Annotated in this window: 12 protein-coding genes; 6 read left to right on the forward strand and 6 right to left on the reverse strand. The window is 67.1% G+C overall.

The window, feature by feature from the left end; translation table 11 throughout:
• Window positions 1-108: 108 nt before the first annotated feature.
• From KTJ87_RS11360 to mazG, 4 genes are all read right to left on the reverse strand, one after another.
• Entirely contained in the window at window positions 109-1,554 is a 1,446-nt protein-coding gene (locus KTJ87_RS11360) for a protein adenylyltransferase SelO (protein ID WP_267139234.1), read from the reverse strand.
• A gap of 47 nt (window positions 1,555-1,601) precedes the next feature.
• The gene (locus KTJ87_RS11365) at window positions 1,602-2,534 is read right to left on the reverse strand and encodes a nucleoside hydrolase (protein WP_267139235.1); all 933 of its coding nucleotides are present in this window, start codon (window positions 2,532-2,534) and stop codon (window positions 1,602-1,604) included.
• Between the two features lie 92 nt (window positions 2,535-2,626).
• Window positions 2,627-3,628: a Fe(3+) ABC transporter substrate-binding protein gene (locus KTJ87_RS11370; RefSeq protein ID WP_267139236.1), complete on the reverse strand. Its 1,002-nt coding sequence runs from the start codon at window positions 3,626-3,628 to the stop codon at window positions 2,627-2,629.
• Window positions 3,629-3,716: 88 nt separating this feature from the next.
• Complete coding sequence (gene mazG, locus KTJ87_RS11375) at window positions 3,717-4,556, reverse strand: nucleoside triphosphate pyrophosphohydrolase (RefSeq protein ID WP_267139237.1); 840 nt, start codon at window positions 4,554-4,556, stop codon at window positions 3,717-3,719.
• A gap of 67 nt (window positions 4,557-4,623) precedes the next feature.
• On the opposite strand from mazG, the gene KTJ87_RS11380 reads away from it, so the two are divergent.
• The 3 genes from KTJ87_RS11380 (at window position 4,624) to KTJ87_RS11390 (ending at window position 7,322) form a co-directional block, all read left to right on the forward strand.
• Complete coding sequence (locus KTJ87_RS11380; protein WP_267139238.1) at window positions 4,624-5,793, forward strand: M20 aminoacylase family protein; 1,170 nt, start codon at window positions 4,624-4,626, stop codon at window positions 5,791-5,793.
• Complete coding sequence (gene speB / locus KTJ87_RS11385; protein WP_267139239.1) at window positions 5,793-6,767, forward strand: agmatinase; 975 nt, start codon at window positions 5,793-5,795, stop codon at window positions 6,765-6,767. The genes KTJ87_RS11380 and speB overlap by 1 nt, the downstream gene beginning before the upstream one ends.
• Before the next feature lie 96 nt (window positions 6,768-6,863).
• Entirely contained in the window at window positions 6,864-7,322 is a 459-nt protein-coding gene (locus tag KTJ87_RS11390; RefSeq protein WP_267139240.1) for a DUF1499 domain-containing protein, read from the forward strand.
• On the opposite strand, the gene KTJ87_RS11395 is transcribed toward KTJ87_RS11390, so the two are convergent.
• Window positions 7,272-7,577 carry a hypothetical protein gene (locus KTJ87_RS11395; RefSeq protein ID WP_267139241.1) on the reverse strand — a complete coding sequence of 102 codons (306 nt, stop codon included), beginning with the start codon at window positions 7,575-7,577 and terminating at the stop codon, window positions 7,272-7,274. The genes KTJ87_RS11390 and KTJ87_RS11395 overlap by 51 nt on opposite strands.
• 72 nt (window positions 7,578-7,649) lie before the next feature.
• Between KTJ87_RS11395 and prfA the strand changes: the two genes are divergently transcribed.
• The 3 genes from prfA (at window position 7,650) to KTJ87_RS11410 (ending at window position 10,578) form a co-directional block, all read left to right on the forward strand.
• Window positions 7,650-8,699 (forward strand): peptide chain release factor 1, encoded by a 1,050-nt coding sequence (gene prfA / locus KTJ87_RS11400; RefSeq protein WP_267139242.1) that lies wholly within the window; start codon window positions 7,650-7,652, stop codon window positions 8,697-8,699.
• Window positions 8,696-9,526, forward strand: a complete 831-nt coding sequence (gene prmC, locus KTJ87_RS11405; RefSeq protein WP_267139243.1) for a peptide chain release factor N(5)-glutamine methyltransferase — start codon at window positions 8,696-8,698, stop codon at window positions 9,524-9,526. The genes prfA and prmC overlap by 4 nt, the downstream gene beginning before the upstream one ends.
• 218 nt (window positions 9,527-9,744) lie before the next feature.
• The gene (locus tag KTJ87_RS11410) at window positions 9,745-10,578 is read left to right on the forward strand and encodes a DUF4167 domain-containing protein (RefSeq protein ID WP_267139244.1); all 834 of its coding nucleotides are present in this window, start codon (window positions 9,745-9,747) and stop codon (window positions 10,576-10,578) included.
• A gap of 3 nt (window positions 10,579-10,581) precedes the next feature.
• Here the strand turns inward: KTJ87_RS11410 and rsmA are convergent, their stop codons facing one another.
• Window positions 10,582-11,427, reverse strand: coding sequence for a 16S rRNA (adenine(1518)-N(6)/adenine(1519)-N(6))-dimethyltransferase RsmA (gene rsmA, locus KTJ87_RS11415; RefSeq protein ID WP_267139245.1), 846 nt, complete (start codon window positions 11,425-11,427; stop codon window positions 10,582-10,584).
• Between the last annotated feature and the right edge of the window lie 224 nt (window positions 11,428-11,651).

The following is an 11,651-nucleotide window of genomic DNA, read 5'->3' on the forward strand; positions in this document are numbered from 1 at the left end:
TCAGGCTGGCCGGACAGCGCGCCGAGATGCGACCGAGACACGACATTTCAGGAATTTCAAAGCGCAGCGCAAGCCCCCGTGACGTGTGGTCGCCCGGATTGACATGCGTCACGTTCCGCAAAATGTCGCGGTGACACGTTCCCCCGGATCGGGCGGCCGCGCAAGATCGCGCGCCTCCGGTTCTGGATCGAAGGGACGCGCCAGCGCGGCGGTCAGGCGGTGGAACGGGGCCAGATCACCGCCGACGGCGGCTGTGATGACCTCTTCCACACGGTGATTGCGGGGGATCAGGGCGGGGTTCGCGGCGCGCATCGTCGCGGCCTGTGCCTCTGCGCCGCGCCCGTCGCGGGCCAGCCTGTCCGTCCAGTCCTTTTCCCAGTCGTCGAACCCGGCGGGATTTATGAATTCTTTGCGCGTCACGCCCTCACCAAGCGCGCGGAACGTGTTGGTGAAATCGGCCTCGGCCTCGGCCATCAGCGTCAGGAGCCGCTGGATCAGGTCTGCGTCGCCGTCTTCAGTGGCGGTGAGCCCGATCTTGGCGCGGAACACGTTCAGCCACGCGGCAGCATACAGGTCGCCGAAGCCGTCGATTGCCTTCTGCGCGGCGGCGACGGCGCGGTCTGCATCCTCGTCGATCAGCGGCACCAGGCAGCTTGCGAACTGTGCCAGGTTCCACGCCGCGATCTCGGGCTGGCGCGCATAGGCATAGCGCCCAAAGCGGTCGATGGACGAGAACACGGTCTCCGGGTGGTAGGCGTCCATGAACGCGCAGGGGCCATAGTCGATCGTCTCGCCGCCGACATGGCAGTTGTCGGTATTCATCACCCCGTGAATAAAGCCGACGCCCATCCACTGCGCCACCAGCCGCGCCTGCCGGTCGATGACGGCGTGCAGCAGGTCGAGCGGCGTCTCGGCATCGGGGTAATGCCGGGCGATGACGTGGTCCGCCAGCATGCGCAGCGCCTCGATGTCCTGCCGCGCGGCAAAGAACTGGAACGTCCCGACGCGGATATGGCTGGACGCGACCCGCGTCAGAACCGCACCGGGCAGGACGGTTTCGCGCAGCACCGGCTCTCCGGTGGCAACGGCGGCCAGCGCGCGGGTCGTCGGGATGCCAAGCGCATGCATCGCCTCTGACACGATGTATTCGCGCAGCACCGGACCAAGCCACGCGCGCCCGTCACCCATGCGGCTGAACGGGGTGGGGCCGGAGCCTTTAAGCTGGACGTCGCGGCGCTGGCCGTGGGTGTCGATCACCTCGCCCAGAAGGATCGCGCGCCCGTCGCCAAGCTGCGGCACCCAGCCGCCGAACTGGTGCCCGGCATAAGCCTGCGCCAGCGGATCGGCGCCGTCCGGCAAGGTGTTGCCTGCCAGCACGGCGATGCCTTCGGGGCTGCGCAGTTGCGCAGGATCAAGCCCCAGCTCGCGCGCCAGATCGTCGTTCAGCGCGATCAGGTCCGGCGCCCTTACGGGCGTCGGGCTCAGCCGGGCATGGAACCGGTCCGGCAGCGCGGCATAGCTGTTGTCGAAGCCAAAGAGGGGTCGCGTATCCATGCCACCCAACGTGGGGGCAACCACTGGCATTTTCGAGGGGGTGCTGGTCACAGACGTGCAATCCGGTCCGCCAGAAGGCCGAAAAAACCGTCCGCATCCAGATCGCCTATGAACATCGCGTTGGGCGCACGGCCCGTGACGCGCCACCAGTCAGCGACGGTCATTCCGCGGGTAAGGGGCGACTGCGTTTCGATCTCGACGTTGATGTGCCGACCGCTGAACAGTTCGGGTTTCAGCAGGTAGGCGATCACCGTGGGGTCATGCAGCGGCGCGCCTTCGCTGCCGTACTTCTCCTTGTCGAAGCGTTCGAAGAACTCGGTCCAGCTTGCCACCGCTTCGCCGACACGGTTGATCTTTCGGAACCTTTCGACCCTTTCCCGAGTGGTCAGCGCCTTGTGCGTCACGTCAAGCGGCATCACGACCAGTGGAACGCCTGACTTAAAAACGATATCAGCGGCTTCCGGATCGACATATATGTTGAACTCCGCCGCAGGAGTGATGTTTCCAACCTCGAAATAAGCGCCACCCATCAAGACAATACCTTGCACTTTTCCAACAATGTCCGGTGCGCGCTGAAATGCTGTGCCGATGTTGGTCAGCGGCCCGAGCGGGCACAAGGTGACTGATCCGGCGGGCTGTGCGCGCAGCGTGTCGATGATGAAATCGACGCCGTGCCCGTCTGCCATCTGCATCACCGGATCGGGCAGTTCGATGCCGTCGAGGCCGGTCTTGCCGTGCACATGTTCGGCCGTCACCAGATCGCGCCCCATCGGCCTGTCGCATCCCGCGAAGACCTTCACATCGCTGCGCCCAGCCAATTCGCAGACGATCCGCGCGTTCTTGGAGGTCAGGTCAAGCGGGACGTTCCCGGCGACCGCCGTGATGCCCAGAATCTCCAGCTCGTCCGATGCGAGCGCCAGCAGGATCGCCACAGCGTCATCCTGTCCGGGGTCGGTGTCGATGATGATCTTGCGCGCCATGAGGGGCCCCTTTCGACGAAAAACGCGGCGGGGGAACCCGCCGCGCTCAGAGGTTTCAGAAGCCGCCCGTCAAGGCAAGCGGCGGCTGGCGATCAGCCGTCGTAGTTGACTTCTTCCATGATCCGCAAGGCGGCGGCGCGGTGGCTGGCCAACTCGCTCAGATCGACGTCATCGGGGGTGAACTCGCCCCAGCTTGCCACCAAATCGCTCGCGTTCGCGCTGGGCAGGACGGGGTATTCGTTGTTCTCCTCGGCATAGATTTCCTGTGCCGTCGGCGACGCCAGGAATTCCATGAACTGCAGCGCCTCTTCGCGGTTCGGCGCGGCCTTGGTCATGGCGACGCCAGAGACGTTGACGTGGGTGCCGCCGTCTTCGAATTCGGGGAACACGATGCGGACCGAATTCGCCCATTCCGTCTGCTCGGGGTCCTGCAGCATCAGGCCCATGTAATACGTATTGCCGAGCGAGATGTCGCATTCGCCCGCCCAGATCGCCCGGACCTGCGCGCGATCATTGCCCTGCGGCGTGCGCGCGAGGTTGTCCTTGAGACCGGCGGCCCATTCGCGCGCGGCCTCTTCGCCGTGGTGCGCGATGACGGCGGACAGCAGCGCGAGGTTGTAGTTGTGCGTGCCGGGGCGGGTGCAGATGCGGCCCTGCCACTTGTCGGTCGCGAGGTCTTCGTAGGTGGTCACTTCACCGTCCGCCACGCGCTCTTTCGAGGCATAGACGATGCGGGCGCGGGTGGTCAGGCCGAACCAAAGTCCATCGGGATCGCGCAGGTTTTCGGGAATCGCCTGGGTCAGCGCGTCGCTGTCCACGGGCTGCACCACATCGGCGTCCACGATCTGCTTGAGGTTCGCGATGTCGACGGTCATCACCAGATCGGCGGGCGAGCGGTCGCCCTCGGCGCGCAGGCGCTCGACGATGCCGTCCTCGATGAAGGCGAGGTTCACCGCGATGCCGGTCTCATCGGTGAAGGCATCGACGACGGGCTGGATCAGTTCCGGCTGGCGCGTGGTGTAGACGTTGACGTCGGCCAGCGCGGGGGCGGCGATCATGGCGGCAGATGCAAGAAGCGTTGCACGCAGAAACATGGTGACTCTCCTGTTGGATGTCAGTTGCAGATGCCGCCGTTAAACCCGAGTGTTTTTGTCGGGTCAATATCTGATTGGAACACTCGGATTAATCCGTGCCGGCCTTGCGCGCCTTTTCCGCAGCCTTGGCCTTGTCCCAAAGCTTGTCCATTTCGCGTAAGCCAGACTCTTCAGGCCGTTTTCCGATCGCTGCAAGATCGGCTTCTATACTTCGGAAACGGCGGGTAAATTTGGCATTCGCTCCTCGCAATGCCGCTTCGGGATCGACACCGAGGTGCCGCGAAAGATTAGCCATAACGAACAAAAGGTCGCCCATCTCCTCCTCGATCTCGGCAGCGCCCAGGCGTTCTTTCGCTTCGACCAACTCGCGTGATTCCTCGACGATCTTGTCCAGAACCTGCGTCGTCTCGGGCCAGTCGAATCCCACGCGCGCCGCGCGCTTCTGCAGCTTCATCGCGCGCAGCAAAGCCGGAAGCCCGACCGCCACGTCGTCCAGAACGCCGCCCCTGTCGCGCCCCGCGCGCTCTGCCGCCTTGATCGTCTCCCAGTCGGCGGTCTGCTGCTCAGGCGTCTTGTCGCGGCTCTCGTCGCCGAAGACATGCGGGTGCCGCGCCACCATCTTGTCGGCGATCGCCTTCGTCACGGACTGAAAGCTGAACAGCCCGCGCTCCTCTCCGATGGCGGTGTGATAGACCGTCTGCAACAGCAGATCACCAAGCTCGCCCTCCAACTCGTCCCACGCCTGCCGCTCGATGGCGTCCGCGACCTCGTAGGCCTCCTCGATGGTGTAGGGCGCGATGCTGGCGAAATCCTGCTCGATGTCCCAGGGGCACCCCGTTTCAGGGTCGCGCAGGCGGCGCATGATCTCCAGAAGGCGCGGCAAGCCGCCATCGGGATCGTGCACAAGGTCGTCCGAGGAATTGGTCATTGCGAGAGCCTTTGCCATCACGGAAGGTGGCCCCGTTATTCCATCGCCCTCGACCAAGGCCAACCCCATGCCCGTCCTGAACCGCATCGCCTCATTCGCCGACGACATGACCGAATGGCGCCAGCACCTGCACCGCCACCCCGAGCTTGGATTCGCCTGCCACGAGACGGCGGGGTTCGTCGCGGACAAGCTGCGCAGCTTCGGGATCACCGATATTCACGAAGGCATCGCCACCAGCGGCCTTGTGGCGATCATCGAAGGGCAGGGCGACGGGCCGACCATCGGCCTGCGCGCCGACATGGATGCGCTGCCGATCCCCGAGGACACCGGCGCGGCCCATGCCAGCACCCGCCCCGGCGTAATGCACGCCTGCGGCCACGACGGGCACACCACGATGCTGCTGGGCGCCGCGCGCTACCTTGCCGAGACGCGGAACTTTCGGGGCCGTGTGGCGCTGATCTTTCAGCCCGCCGAGGAAGACGGCGGCGGCGGCGAGGTGATGGTGCAAGAGGGTGTGATGGACCGGTTCGACATTGCCGAAATCTATGCCCTGCATTGCGGCCCCGAGATGCCCGAGGGACAATTCATCACCACGCCGGGGCCGATCATGGCGGCGGTCGATGAGTTCTACGTCACGGTCAAGGGCAAGGGCGGACACGGCGCGTTTCCGCATGAATGTGTCGATCCGCTGATCGCCGCTATTGCGATGATCCAGTCGATCCAGACCATCCTCAGCCGCAACCACTATGCGCTGGACGATCTGGTGATCTCGGTGACGCAGGTGCACGCAGGGACGGCGAACAACGTGATCCCCGATGCCGCGCGGTTCTCGGGCACGGTACGCACCTTCGATCCCGCGGTTCAGGCGATGGTGCAACGCCGCCTGCGCGAGGTCGTGGACGGCACGGCTGCCGCCTACGGCGTGACCACCGATTATCTCTACGAGACCGGCTATCCGGCCACCGTCAACGAGCCCGGCAAGACCGCCTTTGCCGCCCGCGTCGCGCGCGAGGTCGCGGGCACCGACGGCGTCAACGACACCGCCAGCCGCGAGATGGGCGCCGAGGATTTCAGCTATATGCTGAACCAGCGCCCCGGTGCCTACCTGTTCCTCGGCACCGGGCCGGGGCCCTTCGTGCACCACCCGAAATTCGACTTCAACGACGCCGTCGCACCGCTGGGCGCGTCGTTCTTCGCCCGCCTCGTCGAGACCGCCCAACCGCTGGAGCATGCCTGATGGCCCTTGAAGACGCCAAACGCCACATCGACCGTGCCTTCACCGCCGACCGCAACCGCGGCTATTCGTTCGAGAATACCTTTGCCGGGGCCACCTCCTTCCTGCGCCGCCGCTACACCAAGGACCTCACGGGCGTGGACATCGCGGTGACCGGCGTTCCGTTCGACCAGGCGGTGACGAACCGCCCCGGCACCCGGCTTGGTCCCCGCGCGGTGCGCGAAGCCTCGGCGCTTCTGTCGGTCGATCCGCCCTATGGCTGGGGGTTCGAGCCGCTCGAGGAGTTCGACATCGTCGACTACGGCGATCTGGCCTTCGACTATGCCAAGGTGTCCGACTTCCCCGACACCCTGACCGCCCATATCGCGGGCATCCTCGACGCGGGCGCGGCGGCCATCGCCATCGGCGGCGATCACTACATCTCTTATCCCTGCCTCAAGGCCCATGCCGCGAAACACGGCCCGCTTGCGCTGATCCACTTCGACGCCCATTCCGACACCTGGACCGACGACGACCTGACGCGCATCGACCATGGCACGATGTTCTACAAGGCCGCCAGGACCGGCCTGATCGACCCGGCGAAATCGGTGCAGGTCGGCATCCGCACCACCAACCCTGACACCCACGGCTTCACCATCCTTGACGCCCCGCAGGTCCACCGCGACGGGCCGGGCGCCATCGTCGCCCGCATCCGCGAGATCGTCGGCGACGCGCCCGCCTACCTGACCTTCGACATCGACGCGCTCGACCCGGCCTTTGCGCCCGGCACCGGCACGCCGGTCTGGGGCGGGCTGACGACATGGCAGGCCGAGGCGATGCTGCAGGGCCTCAAGGGTCTGAACATCAAGGGCGGCGACGTGGTCGAGGTCTCGCCTCCCTTCGACACCACCGGCGCCACCGCCATCGCGGGCGCGCATGTGGCGCAAGCCATCCTGTGCCTCGTCGCATTGGCGCGCCGCACTGGTCAGGCAGGCTGATCGTCCCATCTTTGGTCTGCAAATACTCCGGGGAGGTCTGGAGGGGCAGCGCCCCTCCAGCCCCCTCCACCCTCAGCCCGGCCCGAAGGATGTGACATGAAATTCGCCCTGCTTCTCGTGCTTCTGGTTCTCGCCGCCGCCCTCGTCTGGGTGCGCGCCGCGCCGTCCGATCCCGCGCGCTGGCACGTCGATCCCGGTGCCGCGCCCGATCCCGGAGACGGCGGTGTGCGGCTGAAGCCCGGCGATCCCGGCAACCCGCTGCGCGCGGCCAGCCCTGCCGAACTGCTGAATGCCTTCGATGCCGCCTTGCGGGCAGAGCCGCGCATCACCCGGCTGGCGGGCTCGGCAGAGGAGGGGCAAGTGACCTACATCGCCCGCTCGCGCCTGATGGGATTTCCCGACTACATCACCGTCAAGGCCGCCGCGGTTGAGGGTGGCACGGGGCTGTGGCTCTATTCGCGCCTGCGCTTCGGCAAGAGCGACATGGGCGTGAACCGCGCCCGTTCAGAGCGCGTGCTTGAGCGCCTCGATGCGATCCTCAAGGGGCAGGGCTGACGCGCCAGGGCAGCCGTCCTGCAACTTGCGCCACATCGCGAGGTTGTTGTTCGCCCCCATCTCGCAGCGTGCGGTCCAGGTCTGGCACGAGGCGGTGATGCACATCACCTCGCCGATCTCACGGCGCCCGCCGTCCCGGTCGCGGCAATAATACTCGATCCCCGGAAGGGGGCTGTAGAGCCCGGGCTTCGTCTCGGCCGACGCGGACGCGGCCAGGACGCAGACGGGCAGGGCAAGGGCTGCCGCGCGGATCATCCATTCAGCATGGCACGCGCCGCGATGCCTGTCACCCTTGACCGCGCCGGGGCTTTCGGCAAAACCGCGCCCATGATCCCCAGAGAAAAACTTCACAGCATCACCGAGCGGTTCGAATACGTGCAGGCGCGGATGTCCTCCGGCACGGGCGACATCGCGGCGCTCGGGCGCGAATATGCCGACCTGCGGCCCATCGTAGCCATCATCGAGGACTGGCAGGCGCTGACGGACCAGATCGACGAGGCCGAGGCGATGCTGTCCGACCCCGAGATGCGCGCGCTCGCCGAAGAGGAACTGCCGACCCTTCGAAGGCGCCTGACCGAGGTCGAGAAGGCGCTGCAGATCGCGCTTCTGCCCAAGGATTCCGCCGATGCCCGCCCCGCCATCGTCGAGATCCGTCCCGGCACGGGCGGCGAGGAGGCGGCGCTGTTCGCAGGCGATCTTCTGCGGATGTATCAGCGCTATGCCGAGACGAAGGGCTGGCGCACCGAGATCATCGAACTGGCCGAATCCGAGCTTGGCGGCGTGCGCGAGGCCGTTGTCAGCGTGAAAGGCGAGGGAGTGTTCGCGCGGATGAAATACGAATCCGGCGTCCACCGTGTCCAGCGCGTGCCCGAAACCGAAAGCGGCGGGCGCATCCACACCTCCGCCGCGACGGTCGCTGTCCTGCCCGAAGCACAGGAGGTCGACGTGAAGATCGACGCGGGCGACATCCGCATCGACACCATGCGGTCTTCGGGCGCGGGCGGCCAGCACGTCAACACGACCGATTCGGCGGTGCGCATCACGCATATCCCGTCGGGCATCGTCGTCACCTCGTCGGAAAAGTCCCAGCACCGCAACCGCGAGATCGCGATGGGCGTGCTGCGCGCCAAGCTGTTCGAGGCCGAGCGTGCCCGCGCCGACGGCGAACGCGCCTCTGCCCGCAAGTCCCAGGTCGGCAGCGGCGACCGGTCCGAGCGCATCCGCACCTACAACTTCCCGCAGGGCCGGATGACCGACCACCGCATCAACCTGACGCTCTACAAGCTCGACCAGGTGATGCAGGGCGATCTCGACGACATCATCGACGCGCTGATCTCGGACGATCAGGCGACGCTGCTGGCCGAGATGGGGGCGTGACGGACGCCGCTGCCGCAATTGCAGCCGCGCGGGCCCGACTGGCAGCAGCAGGCGTGCCCGACCCCGCCACCGACGCGCGGCGCCTTCTGGCCCATGTCACAGGACGCGCCGTCCCCGACAGCCTGACCCCGGACGAGGCCGCCGCCTATGCGGCTGCCATCACCCGCCGCGCCGCGCGCGAGCCGGTCAGCCACATCACCGGAACCCGCCAGTTCTGGCGCCACAGCTTCCACGTGACCCCTGACGTGCTCGATCCGCGTCCCGACACCGAAACGCTGGTTGCGGCGGCGCTGGACCTTGAGTGGCGCAGCGTGCTGGACCTCGGCACCGGATCGGGCGCGATCCTGCTGTCTCTGCTGGCCGAGCGCGGGGGGGCGACCGGCACCGGCACGGATGTCTCCGCCGCCGCCCTTTCCGTCGCAAGGGGCAACGCCGAGGCGCTGGGGCTTCGGGGCCGCGCGGCGTTCCTGAAATCCGACTGGTGGAACGGCGTCACCGGCCCGTTCGATCTGATCGTGTCGAACCCGCCCTATATCTCCGGCGCCGAGATGCAGACACTTGCCCCCGAACTTGCGTTCGAGCCGCGTCTGGCCCTGACACCCGGCGGCGATGGTCTGGCAGCCTACCGCATCATCGCCGCCCGGGCGCGGGGCCACCTGACGCCGCAAGGCTGGCTGCTGGTCGAGATCGGCCACGGGCAAGGGCAGGCCGTCTGCGGTCTCTTCACGTCAGCGGGTCTTGAAATGGTCGAGGTCCGGCCTGATCTCAATGGCAAGGACCGCGTGGTTCTGGGCCGCGCGCCCGCACAACGGCACCAAAACCCGTGACAATCGCGCAATATCGCGCCAAAGCCGCGAAACATGCCTATTTTTCGCTTGTCAGCGCGAAACCTGCGTGGTTAGTCGAGGCACACCTTGGCTGAGGGTCCGCCCTCGCCGGGTCGACAAGCCGGACAAGAGAGACCTGTTTTCGCGCCGTTTTCCACAAAGCGACAGGTCCCAACGCACAGGCACGAACGCCTAATATTGGCTGGAACCGAGAGTTTATGAGATCTTCGAAGTCACGTTCGCGGTCAAAGCAGAACCGCAGTCGGTCCATGGGGAACGTCGTCAACCGCGTTTTCGACTCCTCGGGCCCCGAGGGCAAGGTGCGCGGCACCCCCCAGCAGATCATTGAAAAGTACAACCAGCTTGCCCGCGATGCGCAGCTCAGCAACGACCGCGTCGCAGCCGAGAACTTTCAGCAGCACGCCGAACACTACCTGCGGATGCTGGCCGAGGCGCAGCGCGAACAGGACCAGCGCCGCGACCAGCAGGACCAGAACGGCGGACAGCAAGGCAACGACGGCAACGACCGCCAGGATGGACGCCAGGACAACCGCCAGGATGGACGTCAAGACAACCGTCAGGATGGGCGCCAGGACAACCGTCAAGATGGGCGTCAGGATGGGCGTCAAGACAACCGGCAAGATGGGCGGGGCGACCAGCGCGGCGACGACGGCGGACAGCGCAACGACCGCCAGCACGACAACCGCCAGCGTGACGATCGTTCCCAGAACGACCGCCAGCAGGAAAACCGCCAACAAGACAACCGCCAGCAGGATGACCGCTCAGACAGTCGGCCCGACAGCCAGTCCGGCGATCAGCCGCGCCAGCCGCAGCCCGATCAGGCCGACCGACCGCGCCGCCGCAAGAAGCCCGAGCCTCTCGAATTCGTGGCCAGCGACGAGGACGGCGAGACCCGGGACAGCGGCCTTGTCGAGACACCCGAGATGAAGGCCGACAAGCCCAAGCCCCGCCGCCCGCGCAAGCCGCGCGCAGCCAGCGGTGCGGACGCGCCGCAAGGCAGCGGCGACGGATCGTCCGAGGCGGCGGAATAATCCCTAGCGCGCCGTGGCGACACGGCGCGCCAGCGCGCAAAACGCCTCGACCGACAGCTCCTCGGCGCGCGATGTCGGCGCGATCCCGACCTCTTCCAGCAGTGCCTCCATCCCGGGCGCCACGCCCTTAAGGCTGGCCCGCAGCATCTTGCGGCGCTGGTTGAAAGCGGCGGCCACCACCCGGCTGAGGACGGCGGCATCGGCGGGATACAGCGGCTCGGCCCGCGCCACCAGATGCACCACCGCAGAGCGGATCTTCGGCGGCGGCGTGAATGCCTCGGGCGGCAGGTCCATCACGATCCGCGCCTCGCAGCGCCATTGCGCCAGGATCGCCAGCCGCCCATATGCCTTGGACCCGGGGCGCGCCACGATCCGCTCGGCCACCTCGCGCTGGAACATCAGTGTCAGGCTGTCCCAGACCGGCGGCCAGACCGCGGGCGTCAGCCAACGCACCAGCAACTCCGTTCCCACGTTGTAGGGCAGGTTGGCGACGATCCGGATCGGCGGCGTCAGATGCGCCAGCGGGTCGAGCGCCAGCGCATCGCCCTCGATCACCTCCAGCCGCCCGGGATAGGCCGCCGCAATCTCGGCCAGCGCGGGCAGGCAGCGCGCGTCCTTCTCGACCGCCAGCACCCTGCGCGCGCCCTCGGCCAGCAGCCCCCGGGTCAGCCCGCCGGGGCCGGGGCCGACCTCGAGCACATCGCAGCCCGACAGATCGCCCGCCTGCCGCGCGATCTTGGCGGTCAGGTTCAGGTCCAGCAGGAAGTTCTGCCCCAGTGCCTTCTTCGCGCGCAAGTCATGGGCCGCGATCACGTCCCTCAGGGGCGGCAGTCCGTCAATCGCCGCCATGGCGCGCGCCCTGCATCTTTGGTCCACAAATACCTCTGGGGGGGAATGCGCCGAAGGCGCAGGGGGGGGGAAACCCCCCCCCCCCCCCCCCCGCCCCCGCCGCGCCCGCCCGCCGCCCCCCCCCCCGCCCGCCCCCCCCCCCCCCTTTTTGGCCCCCAGGGGCCGGGGGGGGGGGGGGGGGGGGCCCCCAAATGCTGCGGGGGTTTGGGGGCAAAGCCCCCATG

This window comes from Anianabacter salinae, assembly GCF_019061145.1.
Lineage (GTDB): Bacteria > Pseudomonadota > Alphaproteobacteria > Rhodobacterales > Rhodobacteraceae > Anianibacter > Anianibacter salinarum.